The sequence below is a fragment of the Populibacterium corticicola genome (assembly GCF_042683685.1).
Lineage (GTDB): Bacteria > Actinomycetota > Actinomycetes > Actinomycetales > Cellulomonadaceae > Timonella > Timonella corticicola.
This window is the reverse complement of sequence record NZ_JBHUOP010000003.1, coordinates 76,532-96,036: the sequence shown is the minus strand read 5'-3', so window position 1 is coordinate 96,036 and position 19,505 is coordinate 76,532. Positions and strand designations below refer to the sequence as shown.

The 19,505-nt window shown below is 60.7% G+C and carries 15 protein-coding genes; 8 read left to right on the top strand and 7 right to left on the bottom strand.

Features of this window, described 5'->3' with window-relative positions; all coding sequences use genetic code 11:
- Positions 1–37: 37 nt before the first annotated feature.
- The 4 genes from ACFSYH_RS07315 to ACFSYH_RS07300 all read right to left on the bottom strand — a co-directional run bounded on the left by ACFSYH_RS07315 (position 38) and on the right by ACFSYH_RS07300 (position 4,583).
- A complete protein-coding gene (locus tag ACFSYH_RS07315) occupies positions 38–1,675 on the bottom strand; it encodes a glycoside hydrolase family 64 protein (RefSeq protein ID WP_377466200.1) in 1,638 nt (545 codons plus the stop codon).
- A 215-nt stretch (positions 1,676–1,890) separates the two neighbouring features.
- The gene (locus ACFSYH_RS07310; RefSeq protein WP_377466199.1) at positions 1,891–2,544 is read right to left on the bottom strand and encodes a LuxR C-terminal-related transcriptional regulator; all 654 of its coding nucleotides are present in this window, start codon (positions 2,542–2,544) and stop codon (positions 1,891–1,893) included.
- Positions 2,545–2,547: 3 nt separating this feature from the next.
- A complete protein-coding gene (locus tag ACFSYH_RS07305; protein ID WP_377466198.1) occupies positions 2,548–3,918 on the bottom strand; it encodes a sensor histidine kinase in 1,371 nt (456 codons plus the stop codon).
- Positions 3,919–3,998: 80 nt separating this feature from the next.
- On the bottom strand, positions 3,999–4,583 hold the full coding sequence (locus ACFSYH_RS07300) for a dienelactone hydrolase family protein (protein ID WP_377466197.1): 585 nt from the start codon (positions 4,581–4,583) through the stop codon (positions 3,999–4,001).
- A 135-nt stretch (positions 4,584–4,718) separates the two neighbouring features.
- Here ACFSYH_RS07300 and ACFSYH_RS07295 point away from each other — a divergent pair, with 135 nt between their 5' ends.
- The gene (locus ACFSYH_RS07295) at positions 4,719–6,287 is read left to right on the top strand and encodes an RCC1 domain-containing protein (RefSeq protein WP_377466196.1); all 1,569 of its coding nucleotides are present in this window, start codon (positions 4,719–4,721) and stop codon (positions 6,285–6,287) included.
- Here the strand turns inward: ACFSYH_RS07295 and ACFSYH_RS07290 are convergent.
- The 3 genes from ACFSYH_RS07290 to ACFSYH_RS07280 all read right to left on the bottom strand — a co-directional run bounded on the left by ACFSYH_RS07290 (position 6,284) and on the right by ACFSYH_RS07280 (position 9,409).
- Positions 6,284–7,591, bottom strand: a complete 1,308-nt coding sequence (locus ACFSYH_RS07290) for a D-arabinono-1,4-lactone oxidase (protein WP_377466195.1) — start codon at positions 7,589–7,591, stop codon at positions 6,284–6,286. The two genes, ACFSYH_RS07295 and ACFSYH_RS07290, sit on opposite strands and share 4 nt — an antisense overlap.
- Positions 7,592–7,739: 148 nt before the next feature.
- The gene (locus ACFSYH_RS07285) at positions 7,740–8,363 is read right to left on the bottom strand and encodes a hypothetical protein (RefSeq protein WP_377466194.1); all 624 of its coding nucleotides are present in this window, start codon (positions 8,361–8,363) and stop codon (positions 7,740–7,742) included.
- A gap of 230 nt (positions 8,364–8,593) precedes the next feature.
- Positions 8,594–9,409 (bottom strand): DeoR/GlpR family DNA-binding transcription regulator, encoded by an 816-nt coding sequence (locus tag ACFSYH_RS07280; RefSeq protein ID WP_377466193.1) that lies wholly within the window; start codon positions 9,407–9,409, stop codon positions 8,594–8,596.
- A 159-nt stretch (positions 9,410–9,568) separates the two neighbouring features.
- Between ACFSYH_RS07280 and ACFSYH_RS07275 the strand changes: the two genes are divergently transcribed.
- From ACFSYH_RS07275 to ACFSYH_RS07245, 7 genes are read left to right on the top strand one after another with little or no spacing between them, the layout of a single operon-like run.
- The gene (locus ACFSYH_RS07275) at positions 9,569–10,858 is read left to right on the top strand and encodes an ABC transporter substrate-binding protein (RefSeq protein ID WP_377466192.1); all 1,290 of its coding nucleotides are present in this window, start codon (positions 9,569–9,571) and stop codon (positions 10,856–10,858) included.
- A gap of 1 nt (position 10,859) precedes the next feature.
- Positions 10,860–11,861, top strand: coding sequence for a carbohydrate ABC transporter permease (locus ACFSYH_RS07270; protein WP_377466191.1), 1,002 nt, complete (start codon positions 10,860–10,862; stop codon positions 11,859–11,861).
- 1 nt (position 11,862) lies between these two features.
- The gene (locus ACFSYH_RS07265; RefSeq protein ID WP_377466190.1) at positions 11,863–12,711 is read left to right on the top strand and encodes a carbohydrate ABC transporter permease; all 849 of its coding nucleotides are present in this window, start codon (positions 11,863–11,865) and stop codon (positions 12,709–12,711) included.
- Positions 12,712–12,730: 19 nt separating this feature from the next.
- On the top strand, positions 12,731–13,591 hold the full coding sequence (locus tag ACFSYH_RS07260) for a ketose-bisphosphate aldolase (RefSeq protein WP_377466189.1): 861 nt from the start codon (positions 12,731–12,733) through the stop codon (positions 13,589–13,591).
- A 15-nt stretch (positions 13,592–13,606) separates the two neighbouring features.
- A complete protein-coding gene (locus ACFSYH_RS07255; RefSeq protein ID WP_377466188.1) occupies positions 13,607–14,824 on the top strand; it encodes an ADP-dependent glucokinase/phosphofructokinase in 1,218 nt (405 codons plus the stop codon).
- A complete protein-coding gene (locus tag ACFSYH_RS07250) occupies positions 14,805–15,779 on the top strand; it encodes a class I mannose-6-phosphate isomerase (RefSeq protein WP_377466187.1) in 975 nt (324 codons plus the stop codon). The genes ACFSYH_RS07255 and ACFSYH_RS07250 overlap by 20 nt, the downstream gene beginning before the upstream one ends.
- 12 nt (positions 15,780–15,791) lie before the next feature.
- Positions 15,792–19,496, top strand: a complete 3,705-nt coding sequence (locus ACFSYH_RS07245) for a TM0106 family RecB-like putative nuclease (protein WP_377466702.1) — start codon at positions 15,792–15,794, stop codon at positions 19,494–19,496.
- The last annotated feature ends 9 nt before the right edge of the window (positions 19,497–19,505 follow it).

Below are 19,505 nucleotides of genomic sequence, written 5' to 3'. Positions count from 1 at the left end.
ATCGCCGGGGAGCAACTGTGTGTCTAGGCGGTCAGAACTACCGGATACTCCACTTCTGATTGGGCAGACCGGAGCACTCCCTTATCTGTAGTTCAGTCGCGCTGTTGAGCACGCCGTTTCCTGAAACGTCCAGACACTTGTTGGCCTGCGGATTCACCAGGTCGCCGGCGTCTGAGAGTATCCACTGCTGCGCCAGGTTCCCCGAGCAGTGCGCGATTTGCACGGGGGTACCGTCCGTCGTCGCACCCCAGGCGACGTCAAGGCACAGGTCGTTTTCGGTGCGAATCGTTCCCTCTGCCATCTGCCAGTCCTGGTTGGATGAGCCGACGCAGTCGAGCACCGTCACCTTCTGACCGTCATTGAAAGCCCAGGATGGCACGCCACCGCCGGTGGATGGGACGCTGAGGCACTTGCCGTTCAACGCGTTGACGAGTCGCACGGAACCATCGTTGTGTGACCCACCATCGCCAGGTTGAGTTCCGCTCGAGTCGAACGGGGAGAGTTCAATGCGCGCTGACACCGGATCGCCACTGTGCACCAGGGATTCAAACGCTCCGACATCGTCGAAGGCAAAGGCATACGCGCGCCCATCCTTCATGGCTGCATGAACTGCCTTGGCGTACTTGTTGACAGGCTGCGTCGTGTAGAACTTCGAGGCATCGGTGATGGGCTCCGCAGTGCTGTCACCCAGCGTGCCGCGGATCAGTGCCGCGCACAGGGTACGGGCGATCGGACCCACAACGCTGTCGTTCGGTGCGTGCAGTGCACCATCGCAACCCCACACATCAGCCGAGGTGGGCCGCTCGAATGACGCGACCGTTGCTCCACTGGAATCGGTGAAAGACATCCTCGTGCCACTGGTGCGGCCCGTGTAGGTGAGTTCAGGCCGATCGCTGAACGGGGTGACCTTCAAGTCCTTGCTTCCGTACGCAGCCCACGCCTGTGCGATGTATGAGTCGAGATAGTTGGGGTTCAGCAGCCCGGCTTCGGCTGCCTTCCCCGGAGCGAGTACGCGCAGAACGTTTCCGTCACCGCCGGTCACCACAGTCTGTGCCCACTCCGGATCGCTTCGCAGCGTCTCGATCACGGCTTCGCGTCCGCCCGGAACGGTTTCCCCAGTGGTTGATGTCTGGCCCGCAGAATCGGTCACCGACACCGAGTGAGGGACCGCGAACATGTCGACCTGTGAACTGTTGATCCACAGTCCGGCATCGTTGTACGTGAACTCAGTCCAGTCGAACAGGATGTCTGCGGTGGGATCGTTTGCCGCCCACGGAGCAGGCTGTACGAGTCCGTCCTGGGTGAGCGCGAAGGGGAGCTTCTCACCGAAGGAGAAGTACACGCGGCCCGAGAACCCGCGAGGCACCTTCACCGTTGTGGAACCTCCTGAGGGTTCCAGACTCAGGGATGCATCGGGGGCTGCTGAGGGTGGGTTGCTTCCGGCTGGCCAGGCTTGGAATGTGCCGGAACTGTCAATCCAGCCGAGTCGCCCAGAGGCTAGGTCTGTTCCCAGCACGTAGAGGTGAACCGTATCGTTGAGGCCGGATTCATTGGCGATTGTGATGGGGAGATGGTCAGGCCCTGCGGCCTGGGCGGGAAGCGTGGACCCCATGCCTCCCAGAGCGGTGAGGGCGCCAGCGGTTACCAGCGCCGCCCATCTGTTGGTCTTGTGCATTGTTCGTCTCCTTCGATCCTGTTGCGGGCACAGATGTGCTCCGCATGAGTTCGCCGAGCGGAAGACCATCCTTGGTGAGCTAGCGGCGACGCGCCGATCGATCAGCACGCATGATATGCAGCCCCAACATAACGGAATGATCACGAACGATGTGGTGAGAGATTTGGGGACCGGTCGTACTACCCACGGTCCTCATACTCAACACAATCTGCAGACTAGACGCCGAGATACTTCAATACCGCGAGTACCCTGCGATGGTCGTGCGGTGCCTGAGGGAGTTCGAGCTTGGTGAAGATCGCAGACACATACTTCTCCACGGTCCCGAGCGACACGTGCAGGAGTTCGCAGATCGCAGTGTTGGAACGCCCCTGCGCCATCAGGTCCAGAACCTCGCGCTCGCGCACGGTCAACGACTCGATATGGTTGCGCGAGGTGGAGACGCCGATCAACTGCGAGACGACCTCGGGATCGAGCACCGTCTCGCCGGCATGAATACGCTCAAGCGCCAAGACGAACTGGGACACCTCCGCCACCCGGTCCTTGAGCAGATATCCCACACCGGCCGGGTGACCGGAGAACAGTTGGGTGGCATAGGTCGTCTCAACATACTGCGAGAACACGAGCACACCCACGTTCGGGTGCGACGAGCGCAGTCGCAGTGCCGCGGTGATGCCCTCGTTGGTGAAGGTGGGAGGCATTCGCACATCCATGATCACCACGTCCACGCCCTCCGGGCCGATGGCGGCGAGCCCTGCGAAGAGTTCGGGATCGCTCGCGGCCTGCACCACGACATCGTGCCCACGCCCCGTCAGGAGTTCGGCCAGTGTCACGCGTAGGATCGCGGAATCCTCGGCAAGTGCGAGTCTCATTCCTCAACTTTCTAAGGACAGCGGAAGACGCACCTCGGCAATCGTTGGACCACCCGTGGGCGAAGAGAGCGTGAGGGTTCCGCCCACGCTCGCGACTCGATCCGCAACCCCATCAAGGCCGGTGGCAAGGACCGAAGCGCCTCGTAGCATGGCACCCCCGCGTCCGTGATCGACCACGGACAGGTTCAACCTATCAGCATCTGTTCGCGCAATGACGAGGACCGAGTCAACGCCCGAGTGTTTGGCGGCATTGGTCAGCAGTTCCGAGACCGAATAATAGGCAACCTGCTCAACGGCTGGGGAAACAGGACGGGTCAGTTGTGCGTCAAGACGCACCGAGATTGCCGATGAGGAGGCGAGTGTGTAGAGCGCGGTGGCCAGTCCGTCGTTCAGCGAGGCGGGGTGAATCCCCTGGACCAGACCGCGCAGGTCAGTCAATGCGTCCTTGGAGGTGGCGTGCGCGGAGTCAAGGGTCGCAAGCACTGCCTCGGGAGACTCGCCAGCGGCCAGACGTTCCTTCGCATCGCCCACCTTCATGGCAATCGCAACCAGTTGAGCCTGCGTCACATCGTGGAGATCTCGCTCGATGCTGCGCATCTTCAAGGCCGTGGACTCGGCGGAGCGAGCCTGCCGTTTCAGGAGTTCGTGGCGCTCGACGCTCGCCTGGGTCGGGCCAAGGAGCGTTGCCGCAAGCATGGCCTGCATCTTCGCCAGACCATTGTTGATGGCTGGCCACACGAACAACAGGATGAACGCGCAGATGACCGAGTACACGAAAACACGTGCAGGGGTATCGATGAAGTAGCCGTCGGCGAACTGGGCGCCCCTGTGCAGTTCTCCGTCTGGCCCCATTTGCTCCGGCAACCAGCGACGCCAGACGCCATAGGTCGCACCACCGAGACCGACGGCAAGGAACGACGCACTCACGGTCAGGGAAAAGATGCTGGTCATGAACGTGACGAACATGTACGACATGGCCCGCCAGCCAGCCCCGTCCGTCAAACCCGACCGCAGGAACCCACCAAAGCCGGGTGCTCGTCGAAAAGCCACGGGAGAGGGGATCGACGTACCCAACAGCAGGTTGGTGACCCCGCGATTCGCCGCTCCAAGGGCGCGTGCACCGAGCACGAGAGCCGCACCGAGGAATAGCCCGATGATCAGCGCTGCGAGCGACAACCCAAGTGACACGGCTGTGACCACATAGACGAACCCAAGCGCACCCAGTGGCACGTTCACGAGGTGGTAGACAAACGCACGCCATGTCGACGGAGCAAACGCCCGTAACGGTAGGGACGCCGTGTTGGTTGGGGTGAACAACGGAGACGTGCTGAGTGAACGAGCGGTGAAATCGAAGGATTGAGTAGTTGAGGTCATGACTCAATCCTTTCGCGTTACGGCCCATGTGGTGAGCCGGTGGCCACCCGAATCACACTGGGGGATAACCCCCATACGATTCACTGCCCGATCATCTCGGCAAGGGCAGCCTCCACATCCTGCAGCACCTGGGCGGACGTGTCCGCATCGAAGTCAGGGGTCGTGGGGTCAAGGAAGAGGTGCCCCTTGCCCGGGTACTGGTGGATATGCAGGTTCTTGTGGTTCACCTGCCATTTCAGAGCTGCCTCCAAGTCTCCCTCCGCCACAAAGAACGGGTCATGATCCATCGCAAACACATGCACGGGAACGGCGTCTGGCCACTGACCCGGCAAATACCCAGGGTCGATGAAGGAATGGAAGAACAACGCCCCACGCGCTCCGGGCCGAGTGTGGAGTAGATACTGCGCGGACATGACCCCGAGCGAGAACCCACCCAGAACCACATCCCGTGGAAGCCCGGAGCAGGCCTGCTCCGCGCGTCGATACAACTCGGGAAACCCGATCGACTCCACATATGCGAATCCGGAATCAATATCGGGGAAGGACCGCCCCTTAAACAGGTCTGGCGTGTGAACCTCGTGGCCCTGCCTCCGCAGAGACTCCGCAACGTCGCGGACTCCATCCGTCAGACCGAGGACGTGGTGGAAAAGCAGGATTGTTGTCATGTCCTCATCTTAGGACGGCCCACTGACAACGCGCCGGATGGAGTACGGCGGGCGCGACTTCCACACTGCGTGCGAAGGCGATCGAAACAAAACTAATCCTTGACCACTCATAAAGACAGTCATTAAGTTTCGAAGATGGACACACCAACCCGTCGAACCAGGCCTCGCTCCGACACGCGTATTCTCGCCGTTATCTCTGCCCTCGCCGTAGCTCTCTCGATAGTGCTGGCGGCTCCGCCAGCGAACGCGGCCAGCAAACCGGTGAAATTCACGCAGGTGTCTGCCGCGTATAGTCATGCGCTTGCCCTGAGTAGTGACGGGGCCGTCTACGAGTGGGGAGTCAGCGGTTTCTCTGCGTCTTATGGCTCCACACAGGCCCTCAGGCCAACCCGTGTCCAGGCCCCACTGAGCGTCAGATTCAAGGCGATCGCTGCGGGCGACGATGTGAACGCTGCCTTGACGACCAGCGGCGATGTCTACACCTGGGGACAGAACTACGCCGGACAACTGGGGAATGGGAAGAAAAGCAAGGCATACTCGACCCCTCCAATGAAACCGGTCAAGGTGAAACGGCCGAAGGGCGTGAAGTTCACGGCGATCGCGGTGGGATACAAGCACGTACTCGCGCTGGCCAACAACGGCGCGGTGTACGCCTGGGGAGGCAACGACCACGGACAGCTTGGAGACGGTACCAAGAAGGACCGCTCACAACCCGTAAAGGTCAAACTCCCAAAGGGATTCAAGGCAGCGCGAATCAGTACGACCCAGTATGCGACATCATTCGCAGTGGCCAAGAACGGTACCGCCTACGCCTGGGGCTCCAATGCCAACGCCGAACACGGCAACGGCAAGATCGACCCATTCCGCTCGGACTACAGTATCCGCGCGCACACGAAACCAGTGAAGATGGCTCCGCCGAAGGGCGTGAACTACACAAGCGTGGCGCAGGGCTCCTACCTGGCAACAGGCTCGGACGGGGCAGTCTATGCCTGGGGACGCAACGACAGTGGAAACCTGGGTACCGGCACCTGGGATAAATACGATTGCGGCATGTGCCGCGTGGATTTCCATACGGAACCAGTGAGGGTTCTCTTGCCCAAGAGCGTCAAGGTCAAGCAACTCGAAAGTTCGACGGACAACCGATACGCGCTCGCCACGAACGGCACGCTGTACGCGTGGGGCAATGGCTACGACGGCCTGAACGGCAATGGTTCACGTAAGCGCCAGACCAAACCCGTCAAGGTCAAGATGCCCAAGAACGTCAAGGTCAAGCAGGTATCAGCCAGTACCAACTATGCGCTTGCCGTGGGTTCCAATGGCACGGTCTACGCATGGGGAACCAACGTTTTCGGCACCTTCGCCAATGGCAAGGTAACCAAGACCTCCGCAAAGCCACGCGTGAAACCCGTGGCGGTGAAATCGCCAGCACTTGCAAAACTCAGTGCAACGTCCACGCCAAGGATCACGGGAACCGCGCAGGCGGGTAAGGTGCTCAAAGCCGTGCCCGGAACGTGGAAACCCACGGGAGTCAAGCGCACGTACCAGTGGTTCCGAAACGGAAAGAAGATTCCCAACGCCACCACGTCGACCTATAGGCTCACGTCCCAGGATAGAGGCAAGAAGATCACGGTCAAGGTATCGGGTAAGGCTCCGGGGTATGCACAGGTCACCAAGACGTCATCCACCGTGACGGTACGACGCTAGTAACCCAGTACCCGCATCGAATACTCATTGCGGAGGCGGCCTTCGGGGTCGCATTCACGCGCAAGATCGAGAAAGTTCCCCAGGTTGGGGTACAGCGGGGCGATCTGCGCCACCGAGAGTGTGTGCAGCTTGCCCCAGTGTGGTCGTGCATCATATGGCGCGAGCGCCTGCTCGAGCGTGGGCAGGAATTCGACCACCTCAGGCTGCAATGGCCTCCAGGTGAAGTGGAATCCGACGCTGTCCCTTGGAGTCGGGGACAGCCACGAGGACTCACCCTGCATTGTGCGGATCTCGCTGACAAAGAGCAGGTGGCGGAATTGGTCCCCGAGTTCGAGTAGTGTCTCGACAACGTTGGGTGCGTGTTCCCTCGGTACGAGGTATTCAGATTGGAGTTCTTCGCCCTTGGAGGGAGTGAAGCCCATCTTGAAGTGCGGCAGCCTGTCATAGGACGGGCCTGGCACCCCGAGTTGGTCGGTGCAGTGGATTGGATCGGTGTCGGGGAGTGGGTGTAGTTTCCTCGCGGCTCGATGTGCTCCGTAGAACTCGTCACCAAGTTCCATGAGACCGGGTGAGACACGCGATTTGAGCCAGAGCTGCTCTGCTGTGTCCCGGTTCCAGTGGGAGAAGATGGAGACGGAGTAGGCGGCTCCCGTGATGGCGGCAAAGTTGTCGAGAACGGCGTGCCACGGCAGGTCCTGATAGAGATCCTGACGCACCTCGAACGCTGGTTGAACCTCTATTTCCACGAACGTGAGTGCTCCGAGCAGCCCGAGGTGCACGCCCGACTCGAAAGGCAGGTCACCCGAACCGTCTCGTACTGCTCGCCGTGCATCTCCGAGGGGCGTCACGAGTTCGAACGCCCAGATGGCATCAATCAGCGGTGGGTTGTCGTCTCCTGACCCGTGGGTTCCCGTCGCGATTGCTCCGGCAATGGTGATGTGGGGCAGTGAGGCGAAGTTGGCTAGTGCGAGGTCCTGAGCGGCAAGCACCTGGGCCAACTGGCCGTATGGCGTTGAGGCGGGCACCCGTACGCGGGTGGGGCCACCGTCAGAGATGACGTTGAGGGGATCGGTGCCCAGAGGCTCGAAACGAGACATCGAGATCATCGTGCCGACGGTATCCGCGATGTCGTTGAAGCAGTGCCGCGAACCGAGGAACTTGACTGGGCCGGATGTCACCGACAGGGCCGCCTGGAGTTCGCCAGTGGATCGTGGCTCTGCCATCATCAGAGCGGAATAGGTGAGGTTGCCCGCCCAGTTTGTTCCGGCGGGAAAGGGCATACTGGAGTCGTTGTGTTCGGCCACGTGCTCTCCTTAGACGTTGCATCGTTGCACCATCCATCATGTCACCGTGGGCACGTAACCGCGAACATCCGCCAGGGCCGGACGATGATCATGCGGTGAGGATGAGCCCGGCACTGAACCGCCGACCCTGGTCGGCGCAACCATCCACTCAGGTGAGCTGGAGAACGCTGCGCGACCCGCTCGTCGTAAATCCGAGAGCCTCATAGTAGCTTGACGTCTGCTTGTCAGCGGGAGCTGGAGCGGACACGTGGGTGAACCCGCGTGAGCGGAGTAGACCAGAGTCGCGGAACAGGTACTTACCAGGGGTGAAATCGCGGAAGCGCGGAGTTACGTAGTCAAGTACAACGCGTGCGACCCCAGAGCCATCGTTGTGGATGAGGACCATGCCAACGGTTTCATCATTGTGCAAGACCAGGTGTGCTTCGGTGGCGGGAGTCTCGGCAGAGTCCTGATCGAAGTTAGGGTTGGTGGCGTTGATGTCCGCGCGATGTTTGTCGAGCAGGAACTCAAGATAGGCATCGTCGGGCTGGACGGTGACCACTGCGTATGCCCGCTCGGTCTCCTCTGCGGCGGTGAGTTTGCGCAGGTGCACGATGTTAATGAGCGCGAGAACCGCATTGAGTCCGAGGACCGGCCAGACGCTTCCCAGCAGAGCGTATACAACTGAGACGGAGCATCCGATCAGGTTCAGTACGCGCAGGCGCAGAATTCGCGTTTGCAGGAGGGAGACCACCACGATCGCTGAGCCGATCCAGCCCAGGGCTTCAAGCATCCAGTTCATTGTTGTCCTTGCGTGTGCGCTGCGGCTTCGGAGCGCCGTCTGTTGATGTCTTGGTCAAGGTGCCGGGTGCCTTGATTGGTGAGAATCGTTGCAATCCAGCGAGTCAAGCGTTTAACTCAATGACTTGATTCTAATTCATGCGCGTGTGCGTAGCGCAAGGGGCTCGGTGGAATTGATGCCATCCGGTGATCTTTCGCGCTCTCGTTCTGAGGAGAGGTCGACTAGTCGCTGATGATGAGTGTGGTGCCCACCTCTGTGAGTGCCTGTTGGAGTTCCTCGCTGGGCGGAGCGTTGGTGATGAGATAGTCGGCGGCAGAGAGGTCGCTGACGCGCGAAAACAGGGTGCGGTCGAGTTTGGAGGAATCCGCGAGGACGGCCACCTGGTCCGATTTCTCCATCATGGAGCGCATCATGGTGGCCTCGCCAGCATTGGTGGTGGAGTAGCCGTGGGTTGCCGAGACCGCACCGACCGCAATGAACGCGAGGTCGGCGTGCACCTCGGTTGGCCCCGTGGTGTCTGCGAGATGGAGGGCGACCGGTCCAGTGGTGGACTGGGTGAGGTAACGTACCGATCCCCCAAACAGATACAGATCCTTGAGGCACGAGTGTGCGACGGTCTGTGGGATGAGGAGGTTGTTGGTCGCTATCGTGAGGTCGCGGGCATCTTGCAGTCTCTGCGCCAGGGCAAGCGTGGTGGTGCCTGCGTTCATGAGCAACACCGAGCCGTCTTTGATGAGGGTGCGAGCGGCCCGGGCGATGGACTGCTTCTCGTCGTGGTTGATCTTCAGGCGGAAGTCAACGTCCCGATCCGTGAACTGACCGGCGTGCATGCTGATGGCCCCGCCGTGGGTGCGGATGAGTAGGCCATCGTGGTCAAGGGAGTCAAGGTCGCGGCGAATCGTGTCAATGGATACGCCGAAGGTCTCTGCGAGCGCCGCGACCGTAACCTCACCGACGTTGTTCACCTGTGCGAGTAGCAGTGCCTTGCGGCCGGCAGGAAGTTTGCGCACGTGTTCGCCTTTCGCTGTTGAGGGCATGTCGTTCCATTCTTTTCGGCAGTTTAGCAGCGTTCATGCAACTCTTTGCGGTTTTTTTGCCGAAATTCGTTGACGTGGCGGCATAATTCAGCATAGGATCCCATATAACCGCAAGAAACTGTATAAACTTGCGTAAAACAGCACTAATGGAGGTGTCTTGTGAGCAAAGAAGCTCTCAACCGTCGTCCGTGGCTTATGCGTTCAGTAGCTTTCCTTGGGATCGGAAGCGTACTGCTGACCAGCGCATGTAGTTCCAGTGACGAAAAGTCATCCGATGGTGACGTGACAATTGAGTTCGCCCAATGGTGGGAACCCGAACTCCCCAGTGGCGAGTTTCGCGCCCTCATCGACGAATTCGAAACACAGAACCCCGGAATCAAGGTCGAGTTGATCTCCGGACCGTACGCTTCAACCAAGGAACAACTCTTCGCAAGTGCCGCAACCGGTGAAATGCCAGACGTGGTGGGGCTCGACGGAGCCTGGGTGAGCGATTTCGCCACCCAAGGAGCAATCGCCGACCTCACAGATCTTATGGCAGCCCAGGGTTACGACGACTCCCAGATAGCCAGCCAAATCCAAGTCGACGGCGCCACGTACATGATTCCCGTGGTCAACTTCGTGTATCCACTCTTCACAAACGACAAGTTGCTCCAGGACGCCGGCGTCGATGCCGTCCCGTCAACGCGCTCCGAATTCCAGGATGCTGCGGTGAAGATCTCAGCGCTTGCCGACACCACCTATGGTTGGGTGGCGCCACTCTCACTTGAGGCACCGAACGGCGTGCAGAACGACATCATGTCGTGGCTCTGGGCCTCAGGCGGATCCATGCTCGCCAACGGGCAACCAGACCTCACCAACACCGGTGTCACCGCGACCTTCGAGTACATCAAGGGTCTTTGGGACGCGGGTGTCGTCGCACCCGGAGCCTTCACGATGAAGGAGCAGGACAAGGTCGAGGAGTTCACCAACGAGCGAGTGGGAATGATGATCGACTCGCTTGCACACATCCAACTCATCAAGGAAAGCAACCCCGATCTGGACTTCACCATCTCAGCCCTGCCCGCCGATGACGGCTACACGGGCGAGCGCGGCATTCCCTACGCATCGTGGGGAATCGGGGTGGCAGACAGCTCTGACAACAAGGAGGCCGCATGGAAACTCGTTGAGTTCCTGATGTCCGCGGACACCAACTCCGAGTTGTCCTCCATGGCTCGTGCCTTTCCGGGGAACACCGAATCGGTGCCTGACTATCTCGGTGAGGATGAGCTCTTCCAGACAGCCTTCGAGATATACCAGAGTGGATTCCCGGCAAACGAATTCACCGGACTACCCGTATCCGAACAGCTCATGCGCCTATTGGACGAGCAACTACAGCGCTACCTCAACGGTGAGATCGACGTGACCGAGGCGCTACAGACAGCACAGGACGCCTGGGCTGAAAAGTTCTGACATGACCACGTTCCACAAACCTGCGGCGCCGATGCCAACGACCGACTCGTCGGAAAGCACCCGACGGATTGCGCGGCGCGCACCGGCGCCCGCAGGGCAACATCCACCTCACGATCCGCCGCACGGCGGTTATCGCAGACGAAGTGAACTCATCATGAGACGCGCACAACCATACTTCTACGTGGCGCCGACAGTGGTTCTGCTGTTCGTGCTCCTCGTGGTTCCCGTGGTCTTGGTCATCGGGTACTCGTTCATGGACAACGTCATCATGAACAAGAACCCACAGTCCGTTGGCCTTGCAAACTATGTGACCGTGCTGACGGACACCAACTTCCACCGCGCGGTGACCAACACGCTCTTCTTCACCATCGTGAGCGTGATCGCCCACCTCGTCCTTGGTCTCCTGTTCGCATCGCTGCTGAACTCACCGCTGCTCGGACGCACCAGCATGACGCTATTTCGCATGGTGTACGTGCTGCCGTGGCTGTTCACCACGGCGGTCATCGCCATCCTGTGGCGCATGCTTCTGAACCCGAATGGCGTCATCAACTACCTGCTCGGAACAAACATCGAATGGCTGTCAGACCTCAACCTGGCGCTACCGGCAGTCACGTTCATCAATGTGTGGGCCGGATATCCCTTCTTCATGATCAGCCTACTGGCCGGCTTGCAGGGCGTTCCGGCAGACCTCTACGAGGCGGCAAAGATCGATGGGGCCTCGTTCTGGCAGCGCTTCACCAATGTGACGCTGCCGCAACTCAAACCAATCATCATCTCGATGACGCTGCTCGACCTGATCTGGACGTCCCAGCAGTTTGCGCTGATCTGGATGACGACTGGTGGTGGCCCCATCAATGTCACCGAGATGCTCAGTACCTACACGTACAAGCAGGCCTTCAGCAACTATGAGTTCGCACTGGCCTCGACAGCGGCGGTCATCACGCTCGTCCTGTCGATGATCCTTGGCATCCTGTACGTTCGTCATCAGAAGGCGCGTGATTAACATGGCTCAACTCACCAGGGTGCAACGTCGAGTCGTCCAAAAGACCGGGCTGATCATCGCGTTGACCGCAGGTGCCCTCTTCGCAGGGCTCCCCGTGCTGTGGATGCTCTCCTCGTCGTTCAAGTCCAACCGAGAGATCTTTGCCTCGCCGCCCCAACTCATCACGAGTTCGTTCTCGTTTGATGCCTACACGGCGATCCTCGGATCACCGGACAAACTACGGTTCTTTGCCAACAGCTACCTTGTCTCGTTGTCCGTCGTGGCATTGACGCTGGTGGTGGCTATCCTGTGCGCCTACGCCTTCTCCCGATACGAGTTCCCGGGGAAACGCGTCATCAACGTGGTCGTGATCGCGATACAGGCGGTGCCGCCGATCACCTTGCTGATTCCCTTCTTCGGGCTGGTCGTGGCCCTCAGGCTGTACAACACCTATCAGGGTCTGATCCTGACCTACATGGTGTTCACCCTGCCCTACGCAATCATCATGCTCACGGGTTACTTCAATACCCTGCCGCGGGAACTCGATGAAGCCGTGAAACTCGATGGTGCCAGTTCCATGACGTTGCTGTGGCGCATTCTGGTTCCCATCGCGATCCCCGGACTCATCTCGGTGGGCATCTACACGTTCATGATCGCGTGGAATGAGTATCTCTTCGCGCTCACCCTGACCCGTACGGAAGAAATGCGGACCGTTCCCATCGGTATCCAACTGCTGATGGGACAGCACTCGTATCAATGGAACGAGATCATGGCGATGAGCGTCCTTGGCTCCATTCCAGTCCTGCTGCTCTTTGCAGTGTTCCAGCGATATTTCATCGGCGGACTCACCGCCGGCTCGGTCAAGAGTTAACTCAAGAAAGGCAACACCCATGCTCACGCAAGGCACTCAACTACTGGACGTGGCCAACAGCCACAACTTCGCGGTTCCCGCTTTCAACATCTCGGACTACGCGATGTTCAAGGGAGTCATGGAGATCTCCGAGGAATTGGACGCACCGGTCATCATTGCGATCCACCCGGACGAGTACTCGCATGTGGGGCGGGCTTTCATGTACGCCGTACGGCAGCGAGCGTACGAGTCATCCGTCCCGGTGACGATCCACTGGGACCATGGCGCTGACCATGACCAGTTCCTCACCGCGGCACAGGTGGGGTTCACCTCAATGATGATCGACGCCTCCCTGGAGGAGTTCGATCGGAATGTCGAGATCACCTCGCAGGTTGTCCGCAGCGCGCATGTGCTCGGTATTCCAGTCGAGGGAGAACTCGGAACCATAGGAAAGTTGGACGAGGAGGCAGAGCAAGGCGCATCGGAGATCATCTACACGCGCCCGGAGGATGCCGTTAGGTTCGTGGAACTCACGCAGGTCGATTCCCTTGCCATCGCGATCGGCACCTCGCACGGGCTGTATCCATCCTCGTTGCGTCCTGAACTCAAGCAGGAACTGCTCAGCCAGATCAAGGAGGCGCTGCGCATCCCATTGGTACTGCATGGCGGGTCGAACAACCCCGATGAGGAAATCGCTGAGGCGGTGCGCCGCGGGGTGAACAAGATCAACATCTCATCGGATATCAAGGCCGCCTATCACCAGAGGATGCGCGAGGTCCTCGCGGACCCCAAGGTACGTGAGCCCAACACCATTCAGCCGGCATCTCTTGACGCGATGAAAGAGGTGGCAGCCCACAAGATCGATCTGTTCCAGGCTGCGGGCAAGGCAAAGCTCTACTAGAGAGTGGGGAACACGATGGCTTTGTCGTATCTGCTGGGGCTGGGCGGCACCGTTGACTACGAGATGGAGTGGGACGCCGAACTGTTGACGAGAAGGCTCCTGTCCGAGGGGATCACCCAGATTCCCGCGAGCGCTCCCCACGAGATCGTTGACGAGAGAGATCTGCTGCAAGCCATCGTGTTCCATCTGTCCACCGGTAGCGGCGGAGAGTACTTCGTGCGAGATGACCTGGTGATTGAGCGATTCGTGGCGAATGCCGCCTACCGGGTCACGCTGGGCGGCACGGGAGTGCGTGCCGCCCGTGCGCTCGACGCCTGGGGTATGCGGAGCACGGTCCACCTGGTCAGCGAGAATCGCTACTTTGAGCAACTGTTGCCAACTCGTGTTGAATCAGTGTCCAGCGCGACCCAACCCAGCGTTGACCCGCATCTGATCATCCAGTTCGCCGCACAGGACACTGTCACCGTGGGAGATGTCAGGCTGATCGCCTCCCGGGCCAACCGGATCATTTTCACTGCGGATGAACCCAACCGGATGCTCAGGCTGGTGCCAGATCTGCCCGAACAGGTCGCAGCGCATGACGTGTTTCTGATCTCTGGTTTGAACTCGATCCGCCAACGCACGGTTCTGGACGGTAGGGTCGCCGAACTGCGTGACGCCTGCATGCCGGATATGGCGCGACCATCTGCAGCGCGAACGCTCGTCATCGCTGAACATGCGGCCTACCATGTCCGTGGGTTCTCTCGAGTCGCCCTCGAACAGGTCTCGGTGCTGTGCGATGTATATGGCCTCAACGAGGACGAACTCAGTGAGCTTGTGGGCCGCCCGGTTGATGTTCGCGACCCCGGGGACGTGATACCTGCGCTGCACGAGTGCGTGGAGATCGTCGCCGCGCGCCACGTTCTCGTGCATACCCATGCCTGGGCCGCGGTGGTTGGCCCGCAGGCTGGCCGTTATGCCACTGCGTTGCGTCGGGCCAACATCACCGCTGCGGCTCGATACCGGTGGGGTGACGAGGCCACACGCGACTCCTTTGAACAGGTCGGCAGGTTGCCGCGCAACGAGGAAGGCAGCAGGATAGCTGGCGCGATTGAGCGGGCATTCCCTGGTGCCCAGGCGGACCCCGGATACGTCGTCGAAACGCGTACCCCGACGACCATTGGTCTGGGGGACTGCTTTGTCGGCGGCTTCTTGGCAGGCCTTGAGGAATCACATGTTCCAACTCGACCGTAACTGTCCACCTGACCGGTTTTACCGAGGTGGTTCTCGCATCACAGCGTTCCGCCACCTGGACTCTGCTCCCGAGCGTGAACCTGAGGATTGGGTTGGTTCCACCGTTTCCCTGTTCGGTGAGGACCGTGTGGGATTGAGTGCGCTTCCCAACGGTTCACTCATCCGCGATGTGCTGTCAGCCGACCCCGAACATTGGTTCGGTCCCGAGCATCTCGCCCAGTTCGGCAACGATCCCATGATCCTCACGAAACTGTTGGATGCAGGCCAGCGCCTTCCCGTGCACGCCCATCCGCACAGAGAGTTCGCCCAGGCGCATCTCGGCTCCTCGCATGGGAAGGCGGAGGCCTGGTACATTCTCACGCCTGGAGAGGTGTGGTTGGGTGTCGCGCGGGAACTTCCGCGCGAGACCTTCAATGGGCTGGTCGCGCAGCAGCAGGTTGACGAACTCCGCGACCATCTGCACAGATTGTCGGTCTCCACGGGAGACATCGTGTATGTGCCACCCGGTACCCTGCATGCGATCGGTGCGGGAGTCTTCCTGGTGGAGGTGCAGGAACCAACCGACTTCTCAATACTGGCTGAGTGGAACGGGTATGCGCTTGACGGGGCCGCGGATGGGCATCTCAACATAGGATTCGACGCGGCTTTGCAGGCAGTGGACCTCACCGTGAGATCGGGTGACGAGATGCGTCGGCTGGTGTCCACAACGGGCACGTTGTCCACGGAGTACTTCCGCGTCCAGCACCTCACGGTGGCTGGCACAGTACGGATTCCGGCTTCCTACGCGGTCGTCGTCGTGCTCGATGGTGAGATACGAGTGGCCGGTGCCATCGCGGCCCAGACCTGGTGTGGCGGGACCACATGGCTTGTGGCCCATGCGGACGGGCCCTTGACGCTAACCGGTGCCGGAGACGTGGTCTTCTGCCTGCCACCCGACCCATTGTCGGAGGCATAGGGTAAGACGGTGATGACCGTTCGGGTCATCCACGTACCCAACCGGGAGATCATCGCCGTGACCACCTACGCAGTTACTGACCTCGTCTCCGCCTCGGCCTGCGAGTTCGCCGCTGTGCGCGCACTTGAACTGCGTAGCGGTTGGCGTCAGGCGGCCTGTGGGTTCCCTGGAGGCCGCGAGTGCACCCTAGAGCAGTGCCCCGAACACGCCACAGATCAGATGACGGAGCGATTGGCGCGACTCGGCGAGGCGCATGAGCAGGCGATGCTCGCCACCTACGTCGAGCAGTACGGTGAGTGGTCGCCCGGCTGTGCTGGTGGCGTGTTTCGGGCGGATCTGTGCGATCCCGAGATTGCCGACGAGATGGTGCGGCAGGCCTTCGCCGACGGTGCCAGCGTGCTCTTTCAGGTGGACATCCGTGACGGTCAGTTGCGCGGGCGGGCGGACTTCGTGGTGCGTGGAGCAGACGGCGAATACGCCGTCTACGACACGAAGCTCGCACGGTCTGCGCGGGCCTCGGCGGTTTTGCAGGTGGCCGCATACGCCGAGGCGTTCCGGGAACTCGGTGTGCCGATGAGCAGGTACGGTTATCTCGTGCTGGGCTCCGGCGAGGTCACACGCCACTCCGTTGTCGACACCGCGCCCGTGTACCGTAGGCTGCGCGCTCGGTATGAGACCCTTATCGGCTCCCGCTTCAGAGAGGAACTCGCGCAGTGGGGCGCGATAGAGCGTGGCGGCAGCGGACTGGCGTCGTGTGGTCGGTGCGATGAGTGCGAGCGGCATCTTGCCGATGCGCGCGACGTGCTCTTGGTGATGGGCTGTTCGACAGCACACCGCACACGCCTGAACGCCGCAGGAATTCATACAGTTGAGGAACTTGCTGCGTTGGCTCCCGTGGACGATTCTGGTGTGGTCCGCCTAGCGAGGGCGGATCTGGAACGGGTCGGCTTGGAACTGCCCGTCAGTGCGACCACCAAGCTGGTCGCGCAGGCGCAACTGTTCCTTGAGGGGGAGGCGCATGGTGCTGATGTGTATCGCGTCGTTGACACCAAGCCGTTCGGGCTATTGCATCCGATCAGCCCTGACGACATCTTCTTCGATTTCGAGGGTGATCCGCTCTACGCCGAGGCCGGATCGAGTGACTGGGGCATCGAGTACCTGTTCGGCTGGTGCACACGCTATCGATCCGATGGCGAACATCTGGATTTCCATGCACTGTGGGCGCATGATCGCCGTGAAGAGAAACGTGCATTTGAGCGGTTCATCGACTACCTCACGGAACGTGCCGCGTTGGGAACGAACATGCACGTGTATCACTACGCACCATATGAGACGGCTGCGCTGAAACGTCTGGCCCTGCGGCATGGCACCCGCGAGGAGGAACTCGACCAACTGCTGCGGCGCGGACTGTTCGTGGACCTGTACTCGGTCGTCCGGGGAGCATTGCGAACCTCGGGGAGGTCGCTGTCGATCAAGAAACTCGAACCGTTCTACATTGATGCGCTCGGTGAAGCGCGCGAGGGCGTAACCAACGCCGCCGATTCGATCACCGAGTACGCCACCGCGATGCAGTTGCGGGCCTCTGGTGACCTAGGCGGATTCGCTCGCAGACTCGCGGAGATCGAGGACTACAATCGGTACGACTGCGAGTCCACGTATCACCTGCTCAACTGGATCGGCGATATCGCAGAGCGTCACGGCGTGCACTGGCGCCAAGCACCGCACGTTGAGTCACTGGTCGAGGTTGAGGAAGCCCTTGACTCTGAGGAGACCGAGGCCACGCGCGTCGGTGCGCGGTTGCGCGAGCACGTGGACCGGCTCACCGAACGGTGGCATCACGAGATCGCTGAGGCCGAAGCGCACGGGCGTCCAGAATTACCAGAGCCCGAGGCCCGCATGATCGCTCGCATGGCGTGGGCCGCGATCGACTACAACAAACGCGAGAACAAGCAGTTCTGGTGGGCGCACTTTGCCCGGCTGTCGGACCCGCTTGAGGACTGGTCCGGCTCTGACGTCTTCCGTCCCACGCGGGTCCACGTGCTTGAGGACTGGCACGTTCCTCCGAAAGCGCGCACACAGCAACGAATCGTGCAGATGTACGGGGAACTCGAACCCGGCAACAAACTGCGTTCCGGCACGAGTGCGTATGCCATCTACGACGAACCGGTCCCGTTGCCGCTGTCAAAGTCCGCCAACGGCATCCGCGGCTGGGGTGGCGCATCCATCAGCGATGTCGAGGAAGTGCCGGGTGAACCAGGTCATGCGCTCATCACCCTCGTGGAGAAGACCGCGAGGACCAACGAAACCTGGTCCTCGGTTCCACTGGGGCTTGGCCCTGGTGCGCCGATCTCCACGAAGATCATCGACGAACGATTACTGGATTTCGGGCGCGAGATACTCGCCGCCCTTGACGCCAATCCGGACGAGCCCTCGTTCAGCGACAGCGCCCAAGTACACCTGCTGTGCCGGGAAGGAACCGCCGTTCGGATGCCCGAGAGCGAGGCGCGAGAGGGACTCGAACGGATCGACAACATCCTGGCATCGCTCACCTCGATCGATTCGGGAGTGGTTGCGGTGCAGGGGCCACCGGGAGCCGGAAAGACGTTTGTGGCCTCACACGTGATCACCACCCTCGCGAAGAAGCACGGATGGAATATTGGCGTGGTCGCCCAATCGCACGCCGTGGTGGAAAACGTGCTGAGCGCTGTGGTCGCGCGCGGTATGAACCCCGAAGCCATAGGCAAGAGGCCAAGCAGCACACACAGCAAAGACTCCGAGTGGCCCTACCAGCCCATCGATGCGAAGAATGCAGCCGCGTTTTTCGCAGAGGCCCACACGGGAACCGTGACGGGCGGGACCGCCTGGACCTACTCGTCGCCAGATTTCAGTCCCGCCGAGGGGTACGACCTCATCGTGATTGACGAGGCCGGACAGTACGCGATGGCCAACTCCCTCGCCGTCACCCACGCAGCTCGGCGAGTGCTACTCCTCGGCGACCCGCAACAACTGCCGCAGGTCAGCCAAGGAGTGCATCCTGAGCCCGTCGATGAGTCCGCGCTTGCCTGGCTCGTCGGAGACGACCCCACCATTGCCGAGGACCGAGGATTCTTCCTTGACGAGACGTGGCGCATGCACCCCAACCTGACCAGGGCCGTGTCCGAACTTTCCTATGAGGGCAAACTACATTCTGTGAAGGTCACCGAGCAGCGTCACCTGGAGGGGAGTGAGCCCGGACTGCACACAGTGTTGGTGAACCACCGTGGAAACACGGCAAGCGCACCCGAGGAAGCAGCTGAGATGATCGCCCGGATGAGAGAACTGGTGGGTAAAGAATGGCGTGAGGACTCCGCAACGCGGCCGCGCCCACTGGAACCGAGCGACTTCATAGTGGTCGCCCCATTCAACGCTCAAGTGCAACTGCTTCGCGAACGCCTCAACGCGGAGGGCTTCGAGGACACCAGCGTGGGCACCGTGGACAAGTTCCAGGGCCGAGAAGCCCCGGTCGCCTTTGTGTCGCTCGCGGTATCCGACGCTGAGAGCGCACCGCGTGGCCTCGAGTTCGTGCGCAACCGAAACCGACTCAACGTGTCTATCTCACGCGGACAACACTCCGCATACCTGATCCACTCGGCAGCGCTGCTCGATGCACTCGAGACACACCCGAAGGGAATAGAGGAACACGGGGCATTCATTCGCCTTTCGGAGGCTGGGCTATAGGATTTACCG